The organism is Bauldia sp. (assembly GCA_037200845.1).
Taxonomy (GTDB): Bacteria; Pseudomonadota; Alphaproteobacteria; order Rhizobiales; family Kaistiaceae; genus DASZQY01.
In genome coordinates this window covers 83800-110282 of sequence record JBBCGQ010000001.1, presented here as the reverse complement: position 1 = coordinate 110282, position 26483 = coordinate 83800, and the positions used below count along the sequence as shown (strand labels likewise).

25 protein-coding genes are annotated in these 26483 nt (G+C 67.7%); 13 read left to right on the top strand and 12 right to left on the bottom strand.

Annotation, left to right across the window (positions count from 1 at the left end; genetic code table 11):
• The first annotated feature begins 11 nt into the window (after positions 1-11).
• From WDM94_00495 to WDM94_00475, 5 genes are all read left to right on the top strand, one after another.
• Positions 12-2981, top strand: a complete 2970-nt coding sequence (locus tag WDM94_00495) for a 2-oxoglutarate dehydrogenase E1 component (protein MEJ0011106.1) — start codon at positions 12-14, stop codon at positions 2979-2981.
• A gap of 42 nt (positions 2982-3023) precedes the next feature.
• Positions 3024-4259 carry a 2-oxoglutarate dehydrogenase complex dihydrolipoyllysine-residue succinyltransferase gene (gene odhB / locus WDM94_00490; protein MEJ0011105.1) on the top strand — a complete coding sequence of 412 codons (1236 nt, stop codon included), beginning with the start codon at positions 3024-3026 and terminating at the stop codon, positions 4257-4259.
• 17 nt (positions 4260-4276) lie between these two features.
• Positions 4277-5068, top strand: coding sequence for a hypothetical protein (locus tag WDM94_00485; GenBank protein MEJ0011104.1), 792 nt, complete (start codon positions 4277-4279; stop codon positions 5066-5068).
• Positions 5069-5176: 108 nt separating this feature from the next.
• Positions 5177-6583 carry a dihydrolipoyl dehydrogenase gene (gene lpdA, locus WDM94_00480; protein ID MEJ0011103.1) on the top strand — a complete coding sequence of 469 codons (1407 nt, stop codon included), beginning with the start codon at positions 5177-5179 and terminating at the stop codon, positions 6581-6583.
• 67 nt (positions 6584-6650) lie between these two features.
• Positions 6651-7163 (top strand): gluconokinase, encoded by a 513-nt coding sequence (locus WDM94_00475; protein ID MEJ0011102.1) that lies wholly within the window; start codon positions 6651-6653, stop codon positions 7161-7163.
• Here the strand turns inward: WDM94_00475 and WDM94_00470 are convergent, their stop codons facing one another.
• On the bottom strand, positions 7164-8108 hold the full coding sequence (locus WDM94_00470) for a tyrosine recombinase XerC (GenBank protein ID MEJ0011101.1): 945 nt from the start codon (positions 8106-8108) through the stop codon (positions 7164-7166).
• 1127 nt (positions 8109-9235) lie between these two features.
• Complete coding sequence (gene fsa, locus WDM94_00465) at positions 9236-9892, bottom strand: fructose-6-phosphate aldolase (GenBank protein MEJ0011100.1); 657 nt, start codon at positions 9890-9892, stop codon at positions 9236-9238.
• 122 nt (positions 9893-10014) lie between these two features.
• Between fsa and WDM94_00460 the strand changes: the two genes are divergently transcribed.
• Positions 10015-12186 (top strand): primosomal protein N', encoded by a 2172-nt coding sequence (locus WDM94_00460; GenBank protein ID MEJ0011099.1) that lies wholly within the window; start codon positions 10015-10017, stop codon positions 12184-12186.
• On the opposite strand, the gene WDM94_00455 is transcribed toward WDM94_00460, so the two are convergent.
• Positions 12183-12809 (bottom strand): hypothetical protein, encoded by a 627-nt coding sequence (locus tag WDM94_00455; protein MEJ0011098.1) that lies wholly within the window; start codon positions 12807-12809, stop codon positions 12183-12185. The two genes, WDM94_00460 and WDM94_00455, sit on opposite strands and share 4 nt — an antisense overlap.
• 267 nt (positions 12810-13076) lie before the next feature.
• Between WDM94_00455 and WDM94_00450 the strand changes: the two genes are divergently transcribed.
• From WDM94_00450 to WDM94_00420, 7 genes are read left to right on the top strand one after another with little or no spacing between them, the layout of a single operon-like run.
• Positions 13077-13637: a F0F1 ATP synthase subunit delta gene (locus WDM94_00450; protein MEJ0011097.1), complete on the top strand. Its 561-nt coding sequence runs from the start codon at positions 13077-13079 to the stop codon at positions 13635-13637.
• Positions 13637-15166, top strand: coding sequence for a F0F1 ATP synthase subunit alpha (gene atpA, locus WDM94_00445; protein ID MEJ0011096.1), 1530 nt, complete (start codon positions 13637-13639; stop codon positions 15164-15166). The genes WDM94_00450 and atpA overlap by 1 nt, the downstream gene beginning before the upstream one ends.
• A 29-nt stretch (positions 15167-15195) precedes the next feature.
• On the top strand, positions 15196-16077 hold the full coding sequence (locus WDM94_00440; protein MEJ0011095.1) for a F0F1 ATP synthase subunit gamma: 882 nt from the start codon (positions 15196-15198) through the stop codon (positions 16075-16077).
• Positions 16078-16103: 26 nt separating this feature from the next.
• Entirely contained in the window at positions 16104-17552 is a 1449-nt protein-coding gene (gene atpD / locus WDM94_00435) for a F0F1 ATP synthase subunit beta (protein ID MEJ0011094.1), read from the top strand.
• A 5-nt stretch (positions 17553-17557) separates the two neighbouring features.
• Positions 17558-17803 (top strand): hypothetical protein, encoded by a 246-nt coding sequence (locus WDM94_00430; GenBank protein ID MEJ0011093.1) that lies wholly within the window; start codon positions 17558-17560, stop codon positions 17801-17803.
• Between the two features lie 6 nt (positions 17804-17809).
• Positions 17810-18217, top strand: a complete 408-nt coding sequence (locus WDM94_00425) for a F0F1 ATP synthase subunit epsilon (protein MEJ0011092.1) — start codon at positions 17810-17812, stop codon at positions 18215-18217.
• A gap of 60 nt (positions 18218-18277) precedes the next feature.
• Positions 18278-19342 carry a DNA topoisomerase IB gene (locus tag WDM94_00420; protein MEJ0011091.1) on the top strand — a complete coding sequence of 355 codons (1065 nt, stop codon included), beginning with the start codon at positions 18278-18280 and terminating at the stop codon, positions 19340-19342.
• 113 nt (positions 19343-19455) lie between these two features.
• Here the strand turns inward: WDM94_00420 and aac(6') are convergent, their stop codons facing one another.
• The 9 genes from aac(6') to WDM94_00375 all read right to left on the bottom strand — a co-directional run bounded on the left by aac(6') (position 19456) and on the right by WDM94_00375 (position 26448).
• Complete coding sequence (gene aac(6') / locus WDM94_00415) at positions 19456-19911, bottom strand: aminoglycoside 6'-N-acetyltransferase (protein MEJ0011090.1); 456 nt, start codon at positions 19909-19911, stop codon at positions 19456-19458.
• Entirely contained in the window at positions 19908-20390 is a 483-nt protein-coding gene (locus tag WDM94_00410; protein ID MEJ0011089.1) for an isoprenylcysteine carboxylmethyltransferase family protein, read from the bottom strand. The genes aac(6') and WDM94_00410 overlap by 4 nt, the downstream gene beginning before the upstream one ends.
• Positions 20391-20413: 23 nt before the next feature.
• Positions 20414-20926, bottom strand: coding sequence for an RNA pyrophosphohydrolase (locus tag WDM94_00405; protein ID MEJ0011088.1), 513 nt, complete (start codon positions 20924-20926; stop codon positions 20414-20416).
• On the bottom strand, positions 20923-22044 hold the full coding sequence (locus tag WDM94_00400) for a divergent polysaccharide deacetylase family protein (protein MEJ0011087.1): 1122 nt from the start codon (positions 22042-22044) through the stop codon (positions 20923-20925). The genes WDM94_00405 and WDM94_00400 overlap by 4 nt, the downstream gene beginning before the upstream one ends.
• A 63-nt stretch (positions 22045-22107) precedes the next feature.
• Positions 22108-23457, bottom strand: coding sequence for a S41 family peptidase (locus tag WDM94_00395; protein ID MEJ0011086.1), 1350 nt, complete (start codon positions 23455-23457; stop codon positions 22108-22110).
• A complete protein-coding gene (locus WDM94_00390; GenBank protein ID MEJ0011085.1) occupies positions 23454-24791 on the bottom strand; it encodes a peptidoglycan DD-metalloendopeptidase family protein in 1338 nt (445 codons plus the stop codon). Before WDM94_00390 ends, WDM94_00395 begins: the two co-directional genes overlap by 4 nt.
• Entirely contained in the window at positions 24791-25270 is a 480-nt protein-coding gene (rlmH, locus tag WDM94_00385) for a 23S rRNA (pseudouridine(1915)-N(3))-methyltransferase RlmH (GenBank protein ID MEJ0011084.1), read from the bottom strand. The genes WDM94_00390 and rlmH overlap by 1 nt, the downstream gene beginning before the upstream one ends.
• Positions 25271-25320: 50 nt before the next feature.
• Complete coding sequence (rsfS, locus tag WDM94_00380) at positions 25321-25710, bottom strand: ribosome silencing factor (protein MEJ0011083.1); 390 nt, start codon at positions 25708-25710, stop codon at positions 25321-25323.
• Positions 25711-25827: 117 nt separating this feature from the next.
• On the bottom strand, positions 25828-26448 hold the full coding sequence (locus WDM94_00375) for a nicotinate-nucleotide adenylyltransferase (protein ID MEJ0011082.1): 621 nt from the start codon (positions 26446-26448) through the stop codon (positions 25828-25830).
• Positions 26449-26483: the final 35 nt, after the last annotated feature.

Here is a 26483-nt window from a genome sequence, read left to right as displayed (position 1 = left end):
GGACCAAAAAGATGGCACGGCAGGACGCGAATAAGGAATTCGCGGCGACATCCTTCCTCTACGGCGCCAACGCGCCCTACCTCGAAGATTTGCACGCCCGGTATCAGCGCGACCCGCAGTCGCTCGATGCCGACTGGCGCGCGTTTTTCGAGGGGCTGAAGGATATCCCCGAGGCGGAAAACAAGCCGTCGTGGCAGCGGCCGGGCTGGCCGCCGCTGTTGAACGGCGAACTGACCGCGGCGCTCGACGGCAACTGGGCCGAGGTCGCGACCAGGACGGCGGACAAGATCAAGTCGGTCGCCGCCGCCAAGGGCGCGCCGCTCAGCGAGGCCGGGGTCACCCAGGCGACGCGCGATTCGATCCACGCGCTGATGATGATCCGCGCCTACCGCGTGCGCGGCCATTTCCACGCCAACCTCGATCCGCTGAACCTCGAGCTGGTGTCGAACGAGGACGAGCTCGATCCCGGCCACTACGGCTTCCGCGAGGGCGACCTCGACCGCAAGATCTTCATCGACAAGGTCCTCGGCATGGAGTTCGCGACCGTCCGCGAGATGGTCGACATTCTCCGCCGCACCTACTGCTCGACGCTCGGAATCGAGTTCATGCACATCTCCGACCCGGTCGAGAAGGCGTGGATCCAGGAGCGCGTCGAGGGGCCGGACAAGGGCATCGCGTTCACGCCGGAAGGCAAGAAGGCGATCTTCAACAAGCTGGTTGAGGCGGAAGGCTTCGAGAAGTTCTGCGACGCCAAGTTCACCGGCACCAAGCGCTTCGGCCTCGACGGCTCGGAGTCGCTCGTCCCGGCGCTGGAGCAGATCATCAAGCGCGGCGGCGCGCTCGGCGTGCAGGAGATCGTCGTCGGCATGGCCCATCGTGGGCGCCTCAACGTCCTCGCCAACGTGCTCGGCAAGCCGCACCGCGCCATCTTCCACGAGTTCAAGGGCGGGTCGGCCTCGCCCGACAACGTCGAAGGCTCGGGCGACGTCAAGTATCACCTCGGCGCCTCGTCGGACCGCGAGTTCGGCGGCAACCGGGTGCACCTGTCGCTGACCGCCAACCCGTCGCATCTCGAGATCGTCGATCCGGTGGTGCTCGGCAAGGCGCGCGCCAAGCAGGACAAGCTGGCCGACCAGCCGCGCGGCGACGTGGTGCCGCTGGAACAGCGCGAGCGCGTGCTGCCGCTCTTGCTGCACGGCGACGCGGCGTTCGCCGGGCAGGGCGTCATTGCGGAATGCTTCGGGCTGTCGGGCCTGCGCGGTCACCGCACCGCCGGCTCTATCCATTTCATCATCAACAACCAGATCGGCTTCACCACCAATCCGCGCTTCGGGCGTTCCTCGCCCTATCCGTCGGACACGGCGAAGATGGTCGAGGCGCCGATCTTCCATTGCAACGGCGACGATCCGGAAGCCGTGGTCTACGCCGCCAAGATCGCGACCGAGTTCCGGCAGAAGTTCCACAAGCCGGTGGTCGTCGACATGTTCTGCTATCGCCGCCACGGCCACAACGAAGGCGACGAGCCGGCATTCACTCAGCCGATCATGTACAAGGCGATCGCCGAGCATCCGACGACGCTGGAGATCTACGGCAAGAAGCTGGTCGAGGAAGGCCTGCTGACCAACGACGAGATCGAGAAGACTAAGGCCGGCTGGCGCGAGCATCTCGAAGCCGAGTTGGAAGCGGGCATCAACTACCGCCCGAACAAGGCCGATTGGCTCGACGGCGCCTGGGCCGGCCTCAAGTCGGCGGAAGCCGGCGACGCGCCGCGGCGCGGCGCCACCGGCCTCACGATCGACGAACTGAAGTCGATCGGCAAGACGCTGACCGAGGTGCCGGAAGGCTTCGCGCTCCACAGGACCGTCGGCCGCGTGCTCGACGGCCGCCGCAAGGCGATCGACACCGGCGCCGGGCTCGACTGGGCGACCGCCGAGTCGCTGGCCTTCGCCTCGCTGATCAAGGAAGGCCACCCGATCCGCCTGTCGGGCCAGGACGTGGAACGCGGCACCTTCTCGCAGCGCCACTCCGTGCTGTTCGATCAGGACATCGAGGAGCGCTACATCCCGCTCAACGCCTTCGCCAGCGGCGCGGCGCGCTTCGAGGTCATCAACTCGATGCTGTCGGAAGAGGCGGTGCTCGGTTTCGAGTACGGCTATTCGCTCGCCGAGCCGAATGCGCTGACCTTGTGGGAAGCGCAGTTCGGCGACTTCGCCAACGGCGCCCAGGTGGTCATCGACCAGTTCATCTCGTCGGGCGAGAAGAAGTGGCTGCGCATGTCGGGCCTGACGCTCCTTTTGCCGCATGGCTACGAGGGGCAGGGGCCGGAGCATTCGTCGGCGCGGCTGGAGCGCTACCTCCAGCTTTGCGCCGAAGACAACATGCAGGTCGTCAACCTGACGACGCCGGCGAACTACTTCCATTCGCTGCGCCGGCAGTTGAAGCGCGACTTCCGCAAGCCGCTGATCATCATGACGCCGAAGTCGCTGCTCCGCCACAAGCGCGCGGTGTCGTCGCTTGCCGAGCTCGGGCCGGATTCTTCGTTCCATCGTCTCCTGTGGGACGATGCGCAGTACCTCAAGAACGAGAAGATCAAGCTGGTGCCGGACGAGAAGATCCGGCGCGTCGTCCTGTGCTCGGGCAAGGTCTACTACGACCTCTACGAGTCGCGCGAGCAGCGCGGCATCAACGATGTCTACCTGCTGCGCGTCGAGCAGCTCTATCCGTTCCCGGCCAAGGCGCTGATGACCGAGCTGTCGCGCTTCAAGCAGGCCGAGATCGTCTGGTGCCAGGAGGAGCCCAAGAACATGGGCGGCTGGACCTTCGTCGAGCCGTACCTCGAATGGGTGCTGGCGCAAAACGAGGGCAAGGCGGACCGGCCGCGCTACGTCGGCCGCGCCGCGGCGGCGGCGACGGCGACCGGCCTGATGGCGCGGCACCTGGCGCAGCTCAACGCTTTCCTCGACGAAGCTTTTGCGGAATAGGAACTGGGCCTTCGCTAGAGTAGGCGAAACGGGGACTGAGACATGGCTACGGAAATCCGCGTACCGACGCTCGGCGAGTCGGTGACCGAGGCAACGGTCGGCACCTGGTTCAAGAAGGTCGGCGACAGCGTCGCCGCCGACGAGCCGATCGTCGAGCTCGAGACCGACAAGGTCACGCTGGAAGTTCCGGCGCCGTCCGCCGGCGTCATAGAGAAGATCGAGGCCAAGCAGGGCACCGTGGTCGGCCTCGGCGCGATCCTTGCCACCATCAACGTTGACGCCAAGGCTATCGCCGCTGCCCCGGCGAAGGCGGCTGCGCCTGCTGCTGCCGCCAAGGCCGCGCCGGCACCGGCGCCTGCCGCGAAGCCCGCTGCTGCCCCGGCCACCGCCGCCTCAGCCGTCGAAGGTGCTTCGCCTGCCGCCAAGAAGATCATGACCGAGCGCGGCGTCACGCCGGCGAACGGCAGCGGCAAGGACGGCCGCATCACCAAGGCCGACGCGCTCTCCGCGCCGATCACCGTGCCGTCGGCTCCCGCTGCGCCGGTCACGGTGCGCGCCCCGTCGCCGGCCGACGACGCCTCGCGCGAAGAGCGCGTGCCGATGACGCGGCTCCGCCAGACCATCGCGCGCCGCTTGAAGGAAGCGCAGAACACCGCGGCGATGCTGACGACCTTCAACGAGGTCGATATGAGCGCGGTGATGAAGCTCCGCACCGACTACCGCGAATTGTTCGAGAAGAAGCACGGCGTGAAGCTCGGCTTCATGGGCTTCTTCGTGAAGGCCTGCATCCAGGCGCTGCACGAGATCCCGGCGGTCAACGCCGAGATCGACGGCACCGATCTCGTCTACAAGAATTATTATCACATCGGCATCGCGGTCGGGACGGACCGCGGCCTGGTCGTGCCGGTGGTGCGCGACGCCGACACCAAGTCGCTGGCCGAAATCGAGAAGACGATCGCCGACCTCGGCAAGCGGGCCCGCGACAGCCAGTTGCAGTTGGCCGAGATGCAGGGCGGCACCTTCACCATCACCAACGGCGGCATCTACGGCTCGCTGATGTCGACGCCGATCCTCAACGCGCCGCAGTCGGGCATCCTCGGCATGCACAAGATCCAGGAGCGGCCAGTGGTCATCGGCGGCAAGGTCGAGGTGCGGCCGATGATGTATCTGGCGCTCAGCTACGACCATCGCATCGTCGACGGCCGCGAGGCGGTGACCTTCCTGGTGCGCGTCAAGGAAGGGCTGGAAGACCCGCAGCGCATGATCCTCGACCTTTAAGGCTCGGGACGGCGGCGATGCGCATCCTCGCCGCCGCGCTTCTCGCTCTGCTTTTCATCCTTCCCGCCCGCGCCGACATGACGACGGTGACGCCCGGTGCGCTGGCGCCGGCGCTTGGCGTCTATGTCGACGCGCTGGTCCGCGATCGCGCCACGGCGCTCGCGTGCGCCAAGCCGGACTCGCCCGTCCGCGACGATGCTGCCTGGGCGCAGGCCAAGGCCGTGTTCGTCGCGACGTTATGGGCAAACGGTTTCGCTGTCGATTTCATCAAGGAAACCGCGGCCCGCCTCGATGCGCTGCCGCCCGCCGGCCAAGCTGACTGCAACGACGCGACGGCGGCCGCCGATCTCGGCTACGTCGAGCGAGACGGGTGGGGCAAGGAGATCGACCGCGTGTTCTCCAGCATCGACATCACGCCGGTCGCAACGCCGGTGAGCCCCCAGCAATGGCAGGCGATCAAGGACGCCGTCGCCGCCGAGCTGCCATTGGAAAAGCGGCTGCTCGAATGCGTGGCGGCGACCCTGCCGACGATCCTGCCTGTGACCGTGCACGACTGGGACGACATGCTCGCCAAGATCGCCGCCAAACTCGTCGCCGCCGGCCTGCCGCGCGACGACATCGTCGCGCTTATCGGCGGCGCCGAGGCGAAAGTGCTTTGGCAGCGCGCGCCGGCCGAGGCTGCCGCAGCGCTCGCGGCGTCGTGCTCCAAGGACGAGGCGTGGAGCCAGCGCTTCTACAATCTCGAATTCCTGTCGCTCGGCGGCGCCATCGACAAGCTGCTGCCGCCTGCCGACGACACGGCCAACTGAAACGCGGACGGCGCCCGGACGAAAACCAGCCATGCGCCAATCGGGCGCTGACAGGGCCGGGCGAAGCGTCTATTTGTTCGCTCGCGGACTTCACGGAGACATGCGGCCTTGGCATCCACCTATGATTTCGCCGTCATCGGCTCGGGCCCCGGCGGCTACGTCGCGGCGATCAAGGCGGCGCAGCTCGGCCTCAAGGTCGCCGTCGTCGAGAAGATGGCGACGTTCGGCGGCACCTGCCTCAACGTCGGCTGCATCCCGTCGAAGGCACTGCTGCACACCTCGGACCTGTTCGAGGAAGCCGGCGAGCGCTTCGAGAATTTCGGCATCAAGGTCGGTACGCCCAAGCTCGACCTGAAGGCGATGCAGGCGCACAAGGATTCCGTCGTCGAGGCGAACACGTCCGGCGTCGCGTTCCTGTTCAAGAAGAACAAGATCGATGCCTTCATCGGCGTCGGCTCGATCCCCGCGCCCGGCAGGATCAACGTGACGGCGAGCGACGGCAAGGTCGAGACGATCGAGGCGAAGACCATCGTCATCGCCACCGGCTCCGAGTCGATGCCGCTCAAGGGCGTCGAGATCGACGAGCAGCGCATCGTCACCTCGACCGGCGCGCTGACGCTGGCGCAAGTGCCGGCGCGGCTGGTGGTCGTCGGCGCCGGCGTCATCGGGCTGGAGCTCGGCTCGGTGTGGCGGCGGCTCGGCTCCGAGGTGACCGTGGTCGAGTTTCTCGACCGCGTCCTGCCCGGCATGGACGGCGAGGTCGCCAAGCAGACGCAGCGCATCCTCACGCGCCAGGGCATCGCCTTCAAGCTGTCGTCCAAGGTCGCGTCGGTGGACAAGAAGGGCAAGACGCTGAAGGTCAACGTCGAGCCGGCCGCGGGCGGCGCCGCCGAGACGCTCGATGCCGACATCGTGCTGGTGGCGATCGGCCGGCGCGCCTACACCGAGGGCCTCGGTCTGGAAGCCATCGGCGTCACGCGCGACGAGCGCGGCCGCGTCACGGTCGACGAAAATTTCCAGACCAGCGTGTCCGGCATCTACGCCATCGGCGACGCCATCCGCGGCCCGATGCTGGCGCACAAGGCGGAGGACGAGGGCGTCGCCATCGCCGAGATCGCCGCCGGCCAGCACGGCCATGTCGACTACGGCACCATCCCCGCCGTGGTCTACACGCATCCGGAGATCGCCTCGGTCGGCAAGACGGAGGAGGAACTGAAGGCGGCGGGCATCGAGTATCGCGCCGGCAAGTTCCCGTTCTCGGCCAATGCCCGCGCCCGCGCCATGGGCGAGAAGGACGGCTTCGTGAAGATCCTCGCCGATGCCGCGACCGACCGCGTGCTCGGCGGCCACATCATCGGGCCGTTCGCCGGCGAGCTGATCGCCGAGATCGGCGTGCTGATGGAATTCGCCGGCGCCGCGGAAGACCTGGCGCGCATCAGCCATGCGCATCCGACGCTGTCGGAAGCCGTGCGCGAGGCGGCCTTCGCGGCCTGGACCAAGCCTATCCATTTCTGAAACCGGCGATATTCCGCACCCGGCCGGCCACTGGCAACCGCCGCCCGCGGCGGCTATGGATTGCCCGATGAGCGCAGGGAAGGGGCGGATGGCGATCGTCGTCATGGGGGTCGCCGGCAGCGGCAAGACCAGTGTCGGGGAGGAGATGGGGCGCCGGCTGGGCGTCCGCTTCCGCGACGCCGACGAATTCCACCCGCCCGCCAATATCGCCAAGATGTCGGCCGGCATCCCGCTCAACGACGACGACCGCTGGCCGTGGCTCGACGCCATCGGTCGTGCGATCCACGACGCGGCGCCGGAGGGCATCGTCGTGGCGTGCTCGGCGCTGAAGCGGGCCTATCGCGACCGCATCGTCAAGGCCGCCGGCCATCCGGTCGAGTTTGTGTTCCTCGACGGCTCGGTCGAGACGCTGCGCGAGCGCATCGGCAACCGCCGCGGCCACTTCATGCCGCCGAGCCTGCTCGACAGCCAGTTGGCGACGCTGGAGCGGCCGGCGGCCGACGAGCGCGCCGTGACCGTGTCGATCGACGTGCCGGTCGGCGAGGTCGTGACGCGGGCGCTGGCGGCGCTCGGGCAGTAACTACGCGCGCGGGTGGGCCGAGCGATACACCGCCATCAGCCGGTCGGTGTCGACTTCCGTGTAGATCTGCGTCGTCGACAAGCTGGCGTGGCCGAGCAGTTCCTGGATGGTGCGGAGATCGCCGCCGTTCGCCAGCAGGTGCGTCGCGAACGAATGGCGGAGCGCGTGCGGCGTCGCCGTCTCGGGCAGGCCGAGCGCGCCGCGCATGCGCTCCAGCGTGCGCTGCACGATGCGCGGCGACAGCGGCCCGCCCTTGGCGCCGACGAACAGCGGCGCGTCCGGTGCGGTGACGTAGGGGCAGACCGCGAGATAGGCGGCGACGGCGTCGGCGATCACCGGCAGCACCGGCACGACGCGTTCCTTGCCGCCCTTGCCGCGAATGCGCAGCGTGGTCGTGCCGCCGGCCGGCGCATCGCGGCGCTTCAGGCCGAGCGCCTCGGAGATGCGCAGACCGGCGCCGTAGAGCAGCGCCAGCACAGCGGCATCGCGCGCCGCGATCCACGGCTCCTCGTCGAGGCTGTTTACAGCGTCGACCACCTGCAGCGCGGCGGCCGGCGACAGCGGCTTCGGCAGCGATTTCTTCGGCCGCGGCGGGCGGATGGCGCGCAGCGCGGCGCCGTTGGCGGCGCCTTCCTTCTCGAGGAAGCGGACCAGCGAGCGAATGCCGGCAATGCCGCGCGCCAGCGTCCGCGATCCGGCGCCGTCGTTGCGGCGCGACGCCATGAAGGCGCGGATGTCGGTGGTCGTCAGCGCCTTGAGGTCGGCAAGCTTCGGCGCGCCGGCGAGATGCGTCGTGAGGAAGCGGAGGAACTGCCCGGCGTCGCGCGAGTACGCCTCCAGCGTCTTCGGCGAAAGCCGCCGCTCGCCCGACAGATGCTTCCGCCAGCGCGACACGGCGTCGAGCAGATCGGGCTGGGCAATGGTCAGGATTTCGGCGTCGGGCATAAGGATCAGTCCGCGCCCGTTCCGGTGAAGGCGGGGTTAATCCCTTTGCCGTCCGCCGAGAGGAGGAAAGACACCCCTCCCCAAAACGCCTTCGGCGTTTTGACCCTCCCGCAAGGGGAGGGTTCGTCCTTGGTGAAACACCGCGTTCCAACAAACTCCGCTTGAGCCCTCCCCTTGTGGGAGGGCCAAAACCGCGAAAGCGGTTTTGGGGAGGGGTGTCGTTCAACATGCGCTATCGGCGGTATAGCGCCGGCTGCTCCCGCCTCCCGTCATTCCGGCGAAAGCCGGAATCCAGCGTGAGTCTGGCCACGCGTGCGTATCCAGCAATGGGCGCCGACTCTCCCGCCGCACACTGGACACCGGCTTTCGCCGGGGTGACGAACCGGGGACAGCCACCAAAGTTATTCCCGCCTCCAGCCCGCATGAGAAACTCCGTCCCATCCCTGCTCACCCGAGGGCGCAACTCGAGGCGTCGTGGTGCGGAGTGGGGATGCGGCGCCCGCCGCCGATGGGTCGCACCATCGTCGTCGGGAGGCGCCTCGTTCCGTCGGCCGGCACTATGACCGGTCCCCGTCAAGGCCGAGAGGCCGGGTAATCGGACCGTGGGACAGCCGCCGGGGTAAAACGAGGCGAGCCCTCAGCGGGCCTGGACGCCAATGTCCGGGAGCAGCCACGCTCGTTCTCGCCGGCGGGGGAAGTTCGTGGATGGGGTTGCAAGAGAATGGACCCCGCCTTCCCACAGATGGCCCGAGCACGGAAAGGGGAAGCCAAAAATCGCCGCGGCGGGCGCCCGGAAGGCGCCCATGAAACGCGGACTACCCGCCTGGCACCAGCCGGGCGCCCGCCACCCCTCGGATTTTTCCCGGGGGGGGAATGCAGGAAGGATCAAAGCTCGGGCGCGGATGCGTCGCGAGAAGGAGAAGCCGTGCTCTCACCCGTCAACGCTCGCGCCGCTTCCTCCCCCACGCTGTCATCCTTCGGCGGCGCGGAGCGCCGACCGGAGGACCAGTTTCAGCAAATGCAATCGGTGCAGAAGGAGAGTGGTCCTCCGGTCGAGGCCTGCGGCCTCGCCGAAGGATGACAGTAAAGGGACGCCGCCGCGGGCGAGCATCCCTCCAGACCAGGGCCTAGTCGATCGACATGCCCGTTTTCTTCCAATCCGCAAGGAACGTCGCCAGCCCGCTTTCGGTCAGCGGATGCTTGGTCAGCGACTTGATCAGCGCCGCCGGCATCGTCGCGACGTCGGCGCCGGCCATCGAGGCGGCCTTGACGTGCAGCGGCGAGCGCATCGAGGCGGCGAGGATCTCGGTCTTGAAATGCGGATAGTTGTCGTAGACCTGACGGATCTCGCGGACGAGATCCATGCCCTCGTAGCCGATGTCGTCGAGGCGGCCGACGAAGGGAGAGATGAACGTCGCGCCGGCCTTGGCGGCGAGCAGCGCCTGGTTCGAGTCGAAGCAGAGCGTGACGTTGACCATCTTGCCTTCGCCGGTGAGCGCGCGGCAGGCGCGCAGGCCGTCCCAGGTGAGCGGCACCTTTATGGTGACGTTCTTGGCGATGGCCGAAAGCGTCGCCGCCTGCTTCAGCATGCCGTCGTAGTCGGTGGCGGTCACCTCCGCCGACACCGGGCCGGGGACGATGGCGCAGATATCGGCGATGACGTCGCGGATCGGGCGGCCGGTCTTGGCGACGAGCGTCGGGTTGGTGGTGACGCCGTCGACCATGCCGGTCGCCGCGAGTTCGCGGATTTCGTTCACGTCGGCGCCGTCGATGAAGAATTTCATGATGGAAGTTCCTATATGCCGGCCAAGGAATCCGGCCGGGCGGGAGCGGCCTTTCCTTTAGCCCAAAGCGGGGCCATCGTCAGCGTTCCGCCCTATCAACCTTAGAGATTCGTTTCACGTCCGTGGCCGGCGACAAGACCGTATCAGTGCTGGTGCCGGTGGCGGTCGCCGCGCCCTATACCTATCGCGCTCCGGCCGATGTGGAAGTGGGCAGTATCGTCGAGGTGCCGCTGGGCACACGTAACACTGTCGGCGTGATCTGGGACGATCCGGCCGATCCGGAGATCGGGCACAACCGGCTGAGGCCGATCACCGGCACTTTCGAGGCGCCGCCGCTTTCGGCCGAGATACGCAAATTCGTCGACTGGGTGGCGGACTACACACTGACCTCCCGCGGCATGGTCCTGCGGATGGTGCTGCGCTCAACCGGGGCGCTGTCGCCGGAGCCGCCGGTGCCGGGCGTGCGCCGCGCCGGTCCGCCGCCGGAGCGGATGACGGCGGCGCGGGACCGGGTGCTCGCCGTTGCCGACGAGGAAGGGCCGAGCTGGACCAAGTCGCAGCTCGCGGCGGCGGCCGGCGTCACCTCGTCCGTGGTGCAGGGCCTCATCGACACCGGCACGCTGGAAATCGTGATGCTGCCGGGAGCGCCGGCGCCGGTCGCTCCGAATCCCGATTACGCGACGCCGGTGCTGTCGGAGGCGCAGGAAGCCGGCGCGGCGTCGCTCCGCGAGGCGGTCGCGAGCGGCGGCTACTCCGTGTCGCTGATCGACGGCGTCACCGGCTCGGGCAAGACCGAGGTCTATTTCGAGGCCGTCGCCGCGGCCCTGCGATCGGGAAAACAGGCGCTGGTGCTCCTGCCGGAAATTGCGCTCACCGCTGAGTTCCTGGCGCGCTTCGAGCATCGCTTCGGCACGCGGCCGGCCGAATGGCACTCGGAGGCGGGGCCGAAGGCGCGCGAGCGCGTCTGGCGCGGCGTGTCGGACGGCAGCGTGCGCGTCGTCGTCGGCGCGCGGTCGGCCCTGTTCCTGCCGTTCCGCGATCTGGGTCTCATCGTCGTCGATGAGGAGCACGACCTCGCCTACAAGCAGGAGGAAGGCGCCATCTACAACGCGCGCGACATGGCGGTGGTGCGCGCCCACCTCGCCGGCTTCCCGGTCGTGCTGTCGTCGGCGACACCGTCGGTCGAGTCGCGCGTCAACGCCGACGCCGGCCGCTACCGCCGCATCGTGCTGCCCAACCGCTACCTCGACGCGGCGCTGCCGGCGATCCACGCCGTCGATCTGCGCAAGGAGCAGCCGGAGCGCGGCCGGTTCATCTCGCCGCCGCTCACTGCAGCGATCGGCGAGGCGCTGGCCGCCAAGCAGCAGGCGCTGCTGTTTCTCAACCGGCGCGGCTACGCGCCGCTGACGCTCTGCCGCACCTGCGGCCATCGTTTCCAGTGCCCCAACTGCTCGACGTGGCTGGTCGAGCATCGCTTCCGCGGCGTGCTCCTCTGCCATCACTGCGGCCACTCCGAACCGCGGCCGAAAGTGTGCCCGAGCTGCGACAACGCCGATACGCTGACCGCGGTCGGTCCCGGCATCGAGCGGCTGGCGGAGGAAGTCGGTCAGCGTTTTCCCGACGCTAAGGCTATCGCGCTGTCGAGCGACATGCTCGGCGGCGTCCAGCGCATGCGCGAGGAACTTGCCGCAATCGCGCGCGGCGAATTCGACATCGTCATCGGCACGCAGTTGGTCGCCAAGGGCCACAACTTCCCGCTCCTCTCCGTGATCGGCGTGGTCGACGCCGATCTCGGCTTGGCGCACGGCGACCTCCGCGCCGCCGAGCGCACCTTCCAGCTTCTGTCGCAGGTGACGGGACGGGCGGGGCGCGCCGGCGGCGCCAGCCACGCCTATCTCCAGACCTGGGCGCCGGAGCATCCGGTGATGCGCGCCATCGTCGCCGGCGACCGCGAAGCCTTCTACGCCCGCGAGATCGCCGAGCGCCGCTCTGCCGCCCTGCCGCCGTTCGGGCGCCTCGCCTCGATCATCGTCTCGGCCTTCACCCGCGCCGACAGTTTTGCTTTCGCCTCGGCGATCCGCCGCGCCGCGCCGGTCGACGACGCGGTGATGGTGCTTGGTCCGGCCGAGGCGCCGCTGGCGGTGATCCGCGGCCGCCACCGCTTTCGCCTGCTGGTCCAGGCACCGCGGAGCGCGAACCTGCAGGTGTACATTCGCGCCTGGCTTGCAGCCGCTCCGAAACCCCGCGCCGACCTCAAGGTGCAGGTCGACATCGACCCGCAGAGTTTCCTCTAGCGGCGGTGCGGCGGCTTCCGTTTTTTGCCGCCCTGCGTGGAGGATTTTAACTTCGGCAATCGCGACGGCGTTGAGGCAGGCGGCGCGGCCGGCGCGACCGTGAGCTGCGGTCGGATCCACGCCTCGGCGTCACCGGAAAATTCGAATCCAAGAATGGTCCGGAGCATCCCAACTTTTTGCCATCCAATGTACGGGACACCGTCTTTGGAGAATAGGACAGGCGCCCAGTCCGGCGAGCGCCCGCTTCGCAATGTCTGCAGCGGCTCGATTCCCACCAGGCAGTCTTTGGGATTGAGATTGAACTGGCGCAGCAATTCATCCGGAGAAGCCAGCACGCCGGAGGTAATGATGTCCTGCTTCAATATCTGCTGCGCGCGTTCCAGGCTCCGCAGCATAACGCGAGGGTCGAGCTGTTTTGCGCCGGGCGCCACAAATGGTGCGCTCTCCGGCGCCCACAAGATGTGCTCGTTGAGGCGAACGACTTTGTGCTTTGGCGCCAGCAGGCTCAGCACCTGGTTCTGGAATTTGCCGGTGGCGATTGCCGACACGGCCGAATAGATCGAAGCGGCGCTGCCGCCGACGCCGATGGCGGCGGAGCCAATGCTGATGATGTTCTCAAGCATCGCCCGTACTCGAAACACGCCGCGGCGCAAGACTACACGTCAAACGCGTGCTCGCAACAGGCCCGAATTTCCTCCGGTAGCGTAGGCGTTTAGGGACTTCGCCGTATTGCTCCACACCATCGCGTATGCTAAGCGAACCCCCAATTCTCGGGCGCGGAAAGTCGCGCGGCTGGCCGGCCCGAAAAACCAATCCGTTCAAGGCCTTGTGACGATGGGCCGGACCTCCGCAGATGGAGGCCCAGGGATGTCCGAGGGTTAGGGGTAAGGGTGGCTGCCAGCACGTCCAACGTATCAGGGGTCGCACAGCGCTACGCCAATGCGCTTTTCGAGCTCGCGGTCGATGAAAAGGCGCTTCCCGCGATCGAGGCCGACCTCGATCGTTTCGCTGCCCTCATCGAGGAAAGTCCCGACCTCAAGCGGCTGGTTCGCAGCCCGGTCTTCTCCGCCAGCGAGCAGCTCCGCGCCATCGACGCGATCCTTTCCAGGGACCAGATCGGCGGCATGGTCGCCAACCTGATCAAGGTCGCGGCCGGCAATCGCCGCCTGTTCGTGGTTCCCGAAATCATCACCGGCTTCAAGCAGCTTGCCGCCAGGCAGCGCGGCGAAGTTGCTGCCGAAGTCACCAGCGCCGAGCCGCTGTCGGATACCCACGTCGCCGAACTCAAGGCGGCGCTGAAGGCATCGCTCGGCAAGGACATCACTCTTGCTACCCATGTCGATCCGTCATTGATCGGCGGGCTGATCGTGAAGGTCGGCAGCCGCATGATCGATGGATCGCTCCGCACCAAATTGAATTCGCTCAAACTCGCCATGAAAGAGGTCGGCTGATGGAAATCCGGGCCGCAGAAATTTCCGCGATCCTCAAGGATCAGATCAAGAATTTCGGCAAGGAGGCGGAAGTCTCCGAAGTCGGCCAGGTCCTGTCGGTCGGTGACGGCATCGCCCGCATCTACGGCCTCGACAACGTCCAGGCCGGCGAGATGGTCGAGTTCCCCGGCGGCATTCGCGGCATGGCGCTCAACCTCGAGAACGACAACGTCGGCGTCGTCATCTTCGGCAACGACCGCGACATCAAGGAAGGCGACACGGTCAAGCGCACCGGCTCGATCGTCGACGTGCCGGTCGGCAAGGGCCTGCTCGGCCGCGTCGTCGACGCCCTCGGCAACCCGATCGACGGCAAGGGCCCGATCGTATCGACCGAGCGCAAGCGCGTCGACGTCAAGGCGCCGGGCATCATTCCGCGCCGCTCGGTGCACGAGCCGATGCAGACCGGCCTCAAGGCCATCGACGCGCTTATCCCGGTCGGCCGCGGCCAGCGCGAGCTGATCATCGGCGACCGCCAGACCGGCAAGACCGCGGTGGCGCTCGACGCCATCCTGAACCAGAAGACGATCAACGCGTCGGGCGACGAGAGCCAGAAGCTCTATTGCGTCTACGTCGCCATCGGCCAGAAGCGTTCCACCGTCGCGCAGTTCGTCAAGGTGCTCGAAGAGAACGGCGCGCTCGAATATTCGATCATCGTCGCCGCCACCGCTTCCGATCCGGCGCCGATGCAGTTCCTGGCGCCGATGTCGGGCTGCACGATGGGCGAATACTTCCGCGACAACGGCATGCATGCCCTGATCATCTACGACGATCTGTCGAAGCAGGCCGTCGCCTACCGCCAGATGTCGCTCTTGCTCCGCCGTCCGCCGGGCCGCGAAGCCTACCCGGGCGACGTGTTCTATCTCCACTCGCGCCTGCTCGAGCGCGCCGCCAAGCTCAACAAGGACAACGGCTCGGGCTCGCTGACGGCGCTGCCGATCATCGAGACGCAGGCCAACGACGTTTCGGCCTATATCCCGACCAACGTCATCTCGATCACCGATGGCCAGATCTTCCTCGAGACCGATCTCTTCTTCCAGGGCATCCGCCCGGCGGTGAACGTCGGCATCTCGGTGTCGCGCGTCGGCTCGGCCGCGCAGATCAAGGCGATGAAGCAGGTTGCCGGCTCGATCAAGGGCGAACTGTCGCAGTATCGCGAGATGGCGGCCTTCGCGCAGTTCGGCTCCGACCTCGACGCCGCGACGCAGCGCCTGCTCAATCGCGGCGCCCGCCTGACGGAGCTGCTCAAGCAGCCGCAGTTCTCGCCGCTCAAGGTCGAGGAGCAGGTCGCGGTGATCTTCGCCGGCGTGAACGGCTATCTCGACAAGCTGCCGGTCAACAAGGTCGGCGAGTTCGAGCGCGGCTTCCTCTCGCTGCTGCGCACCGATCAGTTGGCGCTGCTCAACGATATCCGCGACAAGCGCGAGCTCACCGACGACATCCGTACCCGCCTCAAGGCGGCGGCGGAGTCGTTCTCCAAGGTCTTCGGGTAAGCGAGCCGAGAAGGTAGCCGGACCGGCACATGCCCTCCCTAAAAACCCTTCGCAATCGTATCGCCTCGGTCAAGGCGACGCAGAAGATCACCAAGGCGATGCAACTCGTCGCGGCGTCCAAGCTGCGCAAGGCGCAGGCCGCGGCGGAAGCGGCGCGGCCTTATGCCGCCCGCATGGCGGCGGTGCTTGCCAACGTCGCCGCCGGCTCGACCGGCAGCACGGATGCGCCGCGCCTCTTGATCGGCACGGGGCAGGACAAGACTCATCTGCTGGTCGTCTGCACCGGCGATCGCGGCCTGTCGGGTGCGTTCAATTCGTCGATCGCGCGCATGGCGCGCGACCATGCCCGCCGCCTGATGGCGGACGGCAAGACGGTCAAGTTCCTCTGCGTCGGCCGCAAGGGCTACGACGCGCTTCGCCGGCTTTTCGCCAGCCAGATCATCGACGTCGTCGAGCAGCGCTCGGTGAAGGTTATGGGCTTCAGCAACGCCGAGGCGATCGCGGTGCGCGTGCTGGCGCTGTTCGCCGAGGGCCAGTTCGACGTCGCGACGCTGTTCTACGCCGAGTTCCGCTCGGTCATCTCGCAGGTGCCGACCTCGCGCCAGCTTATCCCGGCCGAGGTCAGCGCGGCGGCGCCGGCGACTGCCGGCGGCGGTGCGATCTACGAATACGAGCCGGACGAGGAATCGATCCTCGCCGACCTCCTGCCGCGCAACCTGGCGATCCAGATATTCCGGGCGCTGCTCGAGAACGTCGCCTCGGAGCAGGGCGCCAAGATGAGCGCCATGGACAACGCGACGCGCAACGCCGGCGACATGATCGACCGCTACACGCTGCTCTACAATCGCAGCCGTCAGGCGCAGATCACCAAGGAACTTATCGAAATCATTTCGGGCGCCGAGGCGCTCTAGACAAGTATCGAATACCGAAGGGAAGAATGATCATGGCCACCAGCACCGCCAACGCCAAGGGCGTCACCGGAAAGATCACGCAGGTAACCGGCGCCGTCGTCGACGTGCAGTTCCAGGACCAGCTCCCGGCGATCCTGAACGCGCTGGAGACCATGAACAATGGCCAGCGCCTGGTGCTCGAGGTTGCCCAGCACCTCGGCGAGAACACGGTGCGCACCATCGCGATGGACACGACCGACGGCCTCGTCCGCGGCCAGGAAGTCACCGATACGGCGGAGCCGATCGCGGTTCCGGTCGGCGTCGAGACGCTCGGCCGCATCATGAACGTCATCGGCGAGCCGGTCGACGAAGCCGGCCCGATCAACACGCAGCAGCGCCGCCCGATCCACCAGCCGGCGCCGACCTACGTCGAGCAGTCGACGGAAGCGCAGATCCTGGTGACCGGCATCAAGGTCGTCGATCTGCTCGCGCCCTACGCGCGCGGCGGCAAGATCGGCCTGTTCGGCGGCGCCGGCGTCGGCAAGACCGTCATCATTCAGGAACTGATCAACAACATTGCCAAGGCGCACGGCGGCTATTCGGTGTTCGCCGGCGTCGGCGAGCGCACGCGCGAGGGCAACGACCTCTATCACGAGTTCATCGAGTCCGGCGTCAACAAGAAGGGCGGCGGCGAGGGCTCCAAGTGCGCGCTGGTGTTCGGCCAGATGAACGAGCCGCCGGGGGCGCGCGCCCGCGTCGGCCTGTCGGGCCTGACGGTCGCCGAATATTTCCGCGACCAGGGCCAGGACGTGCTGTTCTTCGTCGACAATATCTTCCGCTTTACGCAGGCGGGTTCGGAACTTTCCGCCCTCCTCGGGCGTATTCCTTCGGCGGTGGGCTATCAGCCGACGCTTGCCACCGACATGGGCGCCATGCAGGAACGCATCACGACGACGCAGAAGGGCTCGATCACCTCGGTGCAGGCGATCTACGTGCCCGCCGACGATTTGACCGACCCGGCGCCGGCGACGTCCTTCGCCCACCTTGACGCGACTACCAACCTGTCGCGCGCCATCGCCGAAAAGGGCATCTACCCGGCGGTCGATCCGCTCGACTCGACGTCGCGCATGCTGTCGGCGGCGATCGTCGGCGAGGAGCACTACAACGTCGCCCGCTCGGTGCAGCAGGTGCTGCAGCGCTACAAGCAGCTCCAGGACATCATCGCCATCCTGGGCATGGACGAGCTTTCGGAAGAGGACAAGCTGACGGTCGCGCGCGCCCGCAAGGTCGAGCGCTTCCTGTCGCAGCCCTTCCACGTCGCCGAAGTCTTCACCGGCGCGCCGGGCGTGTTCGTCGAACTCACCGACACCATCAAGGGCTTCAAGGGCCTTGTCGCCGGCGACTACGATCACCTGCCGGAGCCGGCGTTCTACATGGTCGGCACCATCGAGCAGGCGGTCGAGAAGGCCAAGAAGCTCGCAGCAGAGGCGGCGTAGACCCCATGAACACCAAGATCATCCTGCTGCTTATCGGCCTCGTCGTCGGCGGGTTGGTCGGATTCATGACGCGGCCGCAGTCGAGCGAGATCAAGCTCGGCCCGGTCGAGCTCAACGTGACCAGCAACCAGACCGCCGATCCGAACGACCCGGTGACCTCCAGCCAGTGGCAGCACATCGCGATCTTCGCCGCGATCGGTGCGCTGGTCGGCATCGGCGCCGGTTACGCCGTCGGCGCGCGCAGGGCTTAGTTTCCGATGGCCGATCCGTTCCAGTTCGAACTCGTCTCACCGGAGCAGCTCCTGCTTTCCGGTCCGGTCGCCGAGGTGGTCGTGCCGGGCTCCGAGGGCTATTTCACCGTGCTCAAGGGCCACGCGCCGTTCATGTCGACCATGCGGCCAGGCGTCGTCGATGTTAAGGGCGGCCAGGGCGGCGACGTGCGCATTTTCGTGCGCGGCGGCTTCGCCGACGTCAACGCCGCGGGCCTGACGATCCTCGCCGAGCAGGCGATCCTGGTCGACGAAGTCGATGCGGCGATGCTGGCCAAGGAAGTGAAAGACGCCGAGGAAGACCTCGCCGACGCCAAGGACGGCGCGGCCAAGGACGCGGCGGCGCTGAAGCTCAACCAGCTCAAGGAAGTCCAGGCGGCGCTGACGCGCTCCTGATGTAACGGAACTCGCGGGCGGCGGGCGGCGTTATCGGCCGCGACGCTCGCTGGGGTTCCGATGTCCGACATCCTCGCCGCTTCCCGGGAAGACGCCCGCGCAAACGGTCTGCGTTATCTCGGCGATGACCATCCCGGCCTCAGCCGCAAACCGTTCCGCGGCCGTTTCCGCTATGTCGATGCGGACGGCAGGGCGGTGAAGGACAAGGCGACCCTCGACCGCATCCGCCATCTCGCGATCCCGCCGGCGTGGACGGACGTGTGGATCTCGCCGGCCGCCAACGGGCACATCCAGGCGACCGGACGCGACCAGCGCGGGCGCAAGCAGTATCGCTACCACGCCGACTTCCGCGCGGCGCGCGACCGCACCAAGTACGAGCACACGCTGGAATTCGGCAAGCACATCGAAAAGATTCGCGGGCGCGTCGCCGCCGACATGGCGCGGCCGGGGTTGCCGCGCGAGAAGGTGCTGGCGACCATCGTGCATCTGCTCGACACGACGCTGATCCGCGTCGGCAACGACGAGTACGCGCGCACCAACGGCAGCTTCGGGCTGACCACGCTGCGCAACAAGCACGTCGAAGTCGAGGGCGGCGCGCTGCATTTCGAGTTCAAGGGCAAGAGCGGCAAGATGTGGCACCTCGACGTGCACGACCGGCGCGTCGCGCGCATCGTCAAGTCGTGCCAGGAGCTGCCCGGCCAGCATCTGTTCCAGTACCTCGACGAGAACGGCGAGCGGCAGTCGGTCGGCTCGGCGGACGTCAACGCCTACCTCGCCGAGATCACCGGCGCCGAGGTGACGGCGAAAGATTTCCGCACCTTCGCCGGCACGGTTCTAGCCGCATCGGCGCTGCTCAAGTTCAAGCCGGCGGAGAGCGCGACGGAGGCCAAGGTCAACGTGCGCGCCGCGATCGAGGAAGTCGCCGGCCGCCTCGGCAACACGCCGGCCATCTGCCGCAAGTGCTACGTCCACCCCGAGATTGTCGCGGCGTATCTCGACGGCGCGCTGGCGTATCGTGCGGGCAAATCGGCGGAGCGCGCGGTGTTGCGTTTCCTGCAGGGCCGGCTCAGTCCGCGCCGGCGCAGGAAGGTTGCGCCAGTTGTCGCGGCTGCATTGGCAGCTTGAGCCGTTTCTCTTTTCCGCTTTCCCCGCGCAAGCGGGGATCCAGGTAGCGCAACAAGGATCGCTTTCTCGTTTGGCGCCTGGGCCCCGCTTTCGCGGCGGAAGCGGGGGAGGGGTCAGTCCAGTTTCACCAGGAACGTGACGATGCGGTCAGTCTCGGCGAAGCCCAGACGGACGTGCATCGTTTGCGAGTCGGTATTGTCGAGGTTGGTGTCCGACGCCATCTCGCGGTAACCGCGCGAGCGCGACCAGTCGGCGGCGGCTTCCATGAGGCGCCGGGCGATGCCCTGCAGGCGGACGTCCTCGTCCACCCACAGGCCCTCGACGTAGCCGACCGGCGAGGTGGTGCAGCCTTCCGCGTAGTCGCGGGCGCCGACCTCGACGAAGCCGACGCAGCGGCCGTTGCCCAACATGGCACCGAAGGCGGCGAAGTCGTCGCGGGTGGCAAGGCCGACGATCTCGCGCGCCAGCTCGGCGTGGTCTTCCTCCGCCCACAGCGCAACGCGCTTTTGCAGCCAGGTCGCGTCGTCCTCGGCGGTGAGGCGGCGAATGGTGACGTGGGTCGCGGTCACAGCCAGCGGCGGACGCGCTTCTTGAAATCGGCGTAGGGCGCGCCGAACTTTGCTTCGAGGTACCGCTCCTCGCGCACGATCACCTGCGTCGTGATCCACCAGATGACCGGGATCACGGCGAGCAGCGGCCACAGCGCGTTGCCGACCAGCGCGAGGCCTGCGAGGATCAGCGCCATGCCGAGGTAGATCGGATTGCGCGTGTAGCGGTAGGGGCCGTCGAAGGTCAGCGCCCGGGTCGGCTCGTGCGGGCTGACCGGCGTGCCGACCTTCTGGAAGAGGCCGAGCGCGGTGAACATCAGGTAGCCGCCGAACAGCACCAGCAGGACGCCGAGCACACGGATGGCGACGTCGAAGGTCGGCGGCGCCACCGCGATCGGCAGGATGAACTGAACGATGTAGCCGACGACGAGGCCGCCGGCGTAGACCAGCGGCGGCAGGACGGTGACGCCAGCGGTGTCGGATGGCTGGGACTGGGACATGCGGAGCCCTCCCGGATCGCGGGTCAGTCGGCGAGCGAAGCGAACGCCGCCACCACCTGTTCATACACCTTGCGCTTGAAGGGCACGATCAGCTCGGGCAGGCGCTCGAGCTTCTCCCAGCGCCACGTCGAGAATTCGGCCTTGTGCTTGCCGCCGCCGGGATGGAGCACGTCGATGTCGGCGTCCTTGCCCTCGAAGCGGAGCGCGAACCATTTCTGCTTCTGGCCGCGATAGCGACCGCCCCACGATTCGCCGACCAGTTCCGGCGGCAGGTCGTAGGTCAGCCAGCCGCGTGCCTCCTTGAGGAGGCTGACTTTCTTGACCGAGGTTTCCTCGTAGAGCTCGCGGAGCGCCGCCTTGTACGGGTCCTCGCCCTCGTCGAGGCCGCCCTGCGGCATCTGCCACCAGTGGCCTTCGCCTTCGCCCTCGGCGTCCTTGTCGGAGCGGTTGCCGATCCAGACGCGGCCCTTGGCATTGAACAGCGCGATGCCGACGCACGGGCGATAGGGCAGCTTCTCGATGTCGGATTTCTTCACGACCGGTTTTCCGCAAGCGCGCTGATCGGCACGAGGGTGATGCCCTTGTCGGCGGCGGTCTTGGCGAAGGCGGCGAGCCGCTCGATGGTGATCGGGAAGGCGGTGGCGGTGGCGACGGCGTAGCCGCGCTCGCGCGCGATGGCGCGGAGCTGGTTGAGGCGGTCGTCGATCGCCTCGGCCGAGAGTTCGGCGTCGAGCACGAGGTCGGCGCGCACGAACGGCGTCGTCGTGCCGGCGACCTCGGCGGCGCGGCTGCGGGCCGAGGTGCCGTCGTCGAGATACATCAGCCCGCGTTCGCCGATCTCGTGCATCACCGGCGCAAGCGGGCCGATGTCGGCGGTGAAGCGTGCGCCCATGTAATTCACGACGCCGACGTAGTTGGTGATGCGGCCCATGAACCAGTGCAGGCGGGTGAGGTTCTCGGCCGGCGTCGCGTTGCTGGTCAGCGTGTTGGTGCCGGGGTTGGTCTGCGGATAGTTGAACGGCTCGAGGGGAATCTGGAGCAGCAGCTCGTGCCCGGCGCGCAGCGCCGCGGTGGTCTCGGCCGGAAGGTGATCGCCGTAGGGGGCGAAGGCGAGCGTCACCTCGCCGGGCAGGTCGTCGATGGCGCGGTTGGTGCCGTCGGCGTCGATGCCGACGCCGCCGACGACGATGGCAATGCGGACCTGCGACGAGTCCGAGATGCCGGGACGCGAGTAGGCGTCGAGCGGGCGCAGGCCGTTCGGGCCGACGCGCGGCAGCGGACCCTGATCCGTCTTCTCGTAGAGGCCGGGCTCGGGCAGCGAGGCGATCTGCACCGGCGAGTCGTGGTCCGGGTCGTGGATGATGACCTCGCCGTTGAGGTCGCTGAGGCCGCCGGTCGGCTCCATCTCGGTCAGCGCCGGAGTCGAGGCCGCCGGCTTGGTCGAGGCGGTGATGTCGGCGGCGGGCGGTGCGGGCTTCGGCGGCGCGTCGATCGTGGCGGTGACGGTCGGGCCCTTGGCGGCCGGCGTCAGGTACCAGGCGCCGCCCGCGACAATGGCCACGGCGGCGATACCGGCGGCGGCCAGGGGAATTGGCTGTTCGTACCACTTCCGCCCGGGCTGAAGCCCGAGCGGCTTGACCAGGTCGTCCTTCATCCGCGGCCCGCCGATTCGCTCGTCCCGATGAGGAGAGGCGCCCGCGAGGGGCGCCTCTTTACCTCAGTTCGGTATGACGCGATTCGGGTCCGGCGGGAAGGCGGCGTGGACCTGCAGCCCGCGCAGGAGATCGAGCGCGTAGTGGAGCTGCTTGTCGTCCTTCGGGTCCGGCGGCACGTAGGCGAGCGAACCCGACTGCGCGGCCTTGCCGTTCTTCTCGTCGTCGTTGACGAGATGGCCTTTGAGGCTCGCTTCGCCGCGCGGCTCGCCCGAGAACTGGGCGGCGAGGTCGGGCGGCAAATCCTGCACCACCTCGATGTCGGGCTCGATGCCCTTGGCCTGGATCGAGCGGCCGGACGGCGTGTAGTAGCGCGCGGTCGTCAGGCGGAGCGCACCATCCTTGCCGAGCGGCACGATGGTCTGCACCGAACCCTTGCCGAACGAGCGCGTGCCGATGATGGTGGCGCGGCGCTGATCCTGCAGGGCGCCGGCGACGATCTCGGAGGCCGAGGCGGAGCCGCCGTTGACCAGCACGATCACCGGCTTGCCCTTGGCGAGGTCGCCGGAGTGGGCGTTGAAGCGCTGCGTCTCGTCGGCACGCCGGCCGCGGGTCGAGACGACCTCGCCCTCGTTGAGGAACGCGTCCGAGACGGCAATCGCCTGGTCGAGCAGGCCGCCAGGGTCGTTGCGCAGGTCGACAATGACGCCCTGCACCTTGTCCGGCCCGATCTGGGCGCTGAGCTTGTCGATCTGCGCCTTCAGGCCGTCGAAAGCGTTCTCGCTGAACGAGGCGATGCGGACGTAGATGACCTGGCCTTCGGCGCGGCCCGTGACGGCCTGCACCGTGATCTCGGCGCGGACCAGCTTGATGTCGATCGGCTTCTTGTCGTCGGTGCCGCGCTGGATGGTCAGCGTGATCGGCGTGCCGATGTCGCCGCGCATCTTCTCGACGGCCGCGTCGAGCGTGATGCCGGTGAGCTGCTCGCCGTCGATCGCGATGATCTTGTCGTTGGCGAGGATGCCGGCCTTGGCGGCGGGCGTGCCGTCCATCGGCGAGATCACCTTGATGATCCCGTCCTCCATGGTGACCTGGATGCCGAGGCCGCCGAACTTGCCGGTCGTGGTGACCTGCATGTCCTTGTAGTCCTTGGCGTTCATGTAGCTCGAATGCGGATCGAGCCCGGCGAGCATGCCGTTGATCGCCGATTCGACGAGCTGGGTGTCGTCCGGCACCTCGACGTAATCGGCGCGGACGCGCTCGAAGACGTCGCCGAACAGGTTCAGCTCGCGATAGGCGTCGGAGCTTGCCGCAACCGCCTTGGTCGATGAGAGGAACTGTCCCTGCGTGACGGCAACCGTGGCCAGGGCACCGATCGCGACGCCGGCCAGGAGAAACGAAAATCTGCGAATCATCCGCCTACCTTTTCAACGTTGGAAGCGGCCCACCATGGGGCCGGGTCAATCGACGCCCCGTCCTTCCGGAATTCGATATAGAGCACGGGCTGCGTGACGCCTACGTTCACGGCGCCGACACTGGCCAGCCTCTCTGAGGCCATGACCGCCACGGGTTCCCCGGCAAGCACAAATTGGCCGAGCTGAACATCTATCCGTTCCATGCCCGCCAGAAGCACATGATAGCCATCGCCGGCATTTATGATCAAGAGTTGCCCGTAGCTTCTGAACGGCCCCGAGTAAACCACCCAGCCATCGGAAGGCGACGAGACTTGGGCGCCCTCGCGGGTCGACAGCGAAATTCCCTGCGTCGTGCCGCCGAGGCCGTCCGGATCGCCGAAAGCCTTGATTTCCGTGCCGTTGGCGGGCATCGGCAGCAGGCCCTTGGTGTTAGCGAAGGCGACCTTGGGGGTTAACCGTCCGGCGTCGCCGAGGGATTGGGCGGGCTTATCGCCGGTTTCGGTGCGGGCGAGCTCAGCCGCCTTGGCGGCATCGGCCGCGGCCTTGGCGGTGGCGTTCTCGGCTTCCATGCGCGCGATAAGGTCGCGGAGGCTGGTCGCCTGGTCGGCAAGGACGCCGGCGCGCTTCTGCTCGGCGTCGAGCGCCGCCGCCGAGGCGTCGCGCTGGCTCTGGCGTTCGGCGATCAGCAGGTTGATCCTGGCGCGGCCTTCGGCGAGCGCGGTGGCGTTGGCGCGGAGGTTGTCGCGCTCCTTTTCCTTCGCTTCACGGACGGCGACGAGCTGCTTGAGGTCGGTGGCCAGCGCCTCGGCGGCGGTGCGCAGTTCCGGCACGACGGCGCCCAGCAGAATCGCGGAGTGGATCGAGGCCAGCGCATCTTCCGGCCGCACGAGCAGGGCGGGCGGCGGGCGGTGGCCCATGCGCTGCAGGGCGGCGAGCACCTCGGCCAATACGCCGCGGCGGGCGGCGAGCGAATCGCGGAGCTTGTCCTCCTGATCGAGGACGGCGCTCAGCCTCGCCTCTGCGGCGTCGATGTCGCCCTCAAGCTTCTGCACCTCGCGGCCGCCGTCGATCAGCGACTGGTTGAGGGTGGTGCGGTCCTTGTCGAGGGCGTCGATCTCGGCTTTCAGCGCGGCCTGCCGCGCGGCGGTCAACTGGATGTCCTGGGTGACGGCATCGAGTTCGGCCTTGCGGGCATCGGCGTCGGCGGTAGGCGGTAGCGGCGTCGGCTCGGGGGCGGCTTCCGGCGCCGCCGGCGGCAATTCCTGTGCGCCGGCAGCCGCCATCGCACCGGCGGCGAGGGCGGCAGCGAGCAGGAGAGCGCGGGCGGAACGCATCAGTCGCGATGATAGGGGTGGCCGGAGAGGATTGTCACGGCCCGGTAGATCTGTTCGGCAAGCATGATCCGGGCAAGCTGATGCGGCCACGTCATCGGGCCGAAAGCAAGGCGGAGCGCACTTTTCTGCAGCAGGGCCGGACCGTGGCCGTCGGCGCCGCCGATGGCGAAGACGAGATCGGACGTGCCGCCGTCGCGCCACTTGGCGATCTTGTCGGCGAAGGCGCGGCTGTCGAGGCTCTTGCCGCCTTCGTCGAGCGCGATCAGTACGCCGCCGGCGGGCACCGCACCGAGCAGGGCTTCGGCTTCCTGGTCCTTGCGGGCGGTCACCGCGGCGTAGCGGCTTTCGATGAATTCGCGAGTGGCGACGGTAAGGGCGAGGCTGCGTCCCACGCCCGTGGTGCGCTCGACGTAGCGCTCAAACAGCGCCCGTTCCGGTCCGGCCTTCATCTTGCCGACCGCGGCAATGGTAATCAGCATCGACGTGGCGGCTCCGCTCCCGCGCCGTCACAATTCAGCGCTGGAGCAGCCTACACCTCTACGGGAGCCGCCGGGTGCTCGGCGCGCCACATTTTCTCGAGATTGTAGAAGGCGCGCACTTCCGGCCGGAAGACGTGGACGATGATGTCGCCGGCATCGATCAGCACCCAGTCGCCGGCCGGCAGGCCTTCGACGCGGAAATGATCCCCGCCGGCTTCCTTCAGGTCGCTGATCAGGCGGTCCGCGATCGCGGCCACATGGCGCGCGGAACGGCCGCTGGCGACGACCATGTAGTCGGCCATGGCGGATTTTCCGGTGATGTCGATGGAGGCGATTTCCTCGCCTTTGGAATCTTCAAGGCTGGTCAGAACCACCTTGATGGCGGCCGCGGCTGCAAGTTCACGGCGGGCGGTCGCAAGACGGGGCGAGCGTGGACGCATCTCCCCACTACGAAGTGCGGTTGTCAGCGGTTTTGTCCCTTCTCCGGTCACGTTGCCAAAGGGTCCGCGAGTGCTTCGCGGCACCATGGTCAGGATATGCGTATGACGGTGAAGCTTTCAAGACGTGCGACGCGCGGCACGGAGCGCGGTCGAGGAGATCGGAACGTGCGGCGAAGGCAGGAAAACCCAGGCGGGCGGCGGGCTTCCGGCCAGCGCGGCGGCATCGGAGGGATCGTGGCGCGCGCGCCACAGGCTGAGCGCAGCCGGCGAGGCGAGGGCATCGAGCGCCGATCCCGGGCGGTTGAAGACCGCGATCGGGATCGAGGCGGCGATCGCCTGCCAGCCCTTCCAGCGATGGAAATTCGCCAGGTTGTCGGCGCCCATCATCCACACGCAATCGACGCCGCGGAGCCGCGGCAGCAGGCGGCGGAGCGTCTCGGCGGTGTAGCGCGTGCCGAGCGCGGCCTCGATGCCGGTAACCTTGATCGAAGGATGGCGGATGAGCGCACGGGCGGCGGCGATACGCCGGTGCAGGTCGTTCGACGGCGCGCTCTTCTTCAGCGGATTTTGCGGCGCGACCAGCCACCAGACCTGATCGAGGCGCAGCACGCGGAGCGCGACGCGGCTGACCTCGACGTGGCCGTCATGCGGCGGATCGAACGAGCCGCCGAACAGGCCGATGCGCATGCCGGGGTAGAACGCCGGCAACCGGCAATCGGCAATCGGCAATCGGCCGATTGCCGTTGGCGGAGCGGAGTTCCGACTGCCGACTG

Coding starts and splice junctions, on each gene's coding strand:
- WDM94_00430 (MEJ0011093.1), top strand. CDS start 17,558: ATGAACACCAAGATCATCCTGCTGCTTATCGGCCTCGTCGTCGGCGGG.
- WDM94_00390 (MEJ0011085.1), bottom strand. CDS start 24,791: ATGCGTTCCGCCCGCGCTCTCCTGCTCGCTGCCGCCCTCGCCGCCGGT.
- odhB (MEJ0011105.1), top strand. CDS start 3,024: ATGGCTACGGAAATCCGCGTACCGACGCTCGGCGAGTCGGTGACCGAG.
- rlmH (MEJ0011084.1), bottom strand. CDS start 25,270: ATGCTGATTACCATTGCCGCGGTCGGCAAGATGAAGGCCGGACCGGAA.
- WDM94_00395 (MEJ0011086.1), bottom strand. CDS start 23,457: ATGATTCGCAGATTTTCGTTTCTCCTGGCCGGCGTCGCGATCGGTGCC.
- WDM94_00440 (MEJ0011095.1), top strand. CDS start 15,196: ATGCCCTCCCTAAAAACCCTTCGCAATCGTATCGCCTCGGTCAAGGCG.
- WDM94_00455 (MEJ0011098.1), bottom strand. CDS start 12,809: ATGCTTGAGAACATCATCAGCATTGGCTCCGCCGCCATCGGCGTCGGC.
- rsfS (MEJ0011083.1), bottom strand. CDS start 25,710: ATGCGTCCACGCTCGCCCCGTCTTGCGACCGCCCGCCGTGAACTTGCA.
- WDM94_00495 (MEJ0011106.1), top strand. CDS start 12: ATGGCACGGCAGGACGCGAATAAGGAATTCGCGGCGACATCCTTCCTC.
- fsa (MEJ0011100.1), bottom strand. CDS start 9,892: ATGAAATTCTTCATCGACGGCGCCGACGTGAACGAAATCCGCGAACTC.
- WDM94_00410 (MEJ0011089.1), bottom strand. CDS start 20,390: ATGTCCCAGTCCCAGCCATCCGACACCGCTGGCGTCACCGTCCTGCCG.
- WDM94_00420 (MEJ0011091.1), top strand. CDS start 18,278: ATGTCCGACATCCTCGCCGCTTCCCGGGAAGACGCCCGCGCAAACGGT.
- WDM94_00485 (MEJ0011104.1), top strand. CDS start 4,277: ATGCGCATCCTCGCCGCCGCGCTTCTCGCTCTGCTTTTCATCCTTCCC.
- WDM94_00475 (MEJ0011102.1), top strand. CDS start 6,651: ATGAGCGCAGGGAAGGGGCGGATGGCGATCGTCGTCATGGGGGTCGCC.
- atpA (MEJ0011096.1), top strand. CDS start 13,637: ATGGAAATCCGGGCCGCAGAAATTTCCGCGATCCTCAAGGATCAGATC.
- atpD (MEJ0011094.1), top strand. CDS start 16,104: ATGATCATGGCCACCAGCACCGCCAACGCCAAGGGCGTCACCGGAAAG.
- WDM94_00400 (MEJ0011087.1), bottom strand. CDS start 22,044: ATGAAGGACGACCTGGTCAAGCCGCTCGGGCTTCAGCCCGGGCGGAAG.
- WDM94_00425 (MEJ0011092.1), top strand. CDS start 17,810: ATGGCCGATCCGTTCCAGTTCGAACTCGTCTCACCGGAGCAGCTCCTG.
- WDM94_00470 (MEJ0011101.1), bottom strand. CDS start 8,108: ATGCCCGACGCCGAAATCCTGACCATTGCCCAGCCCGATCTGCTCGAC.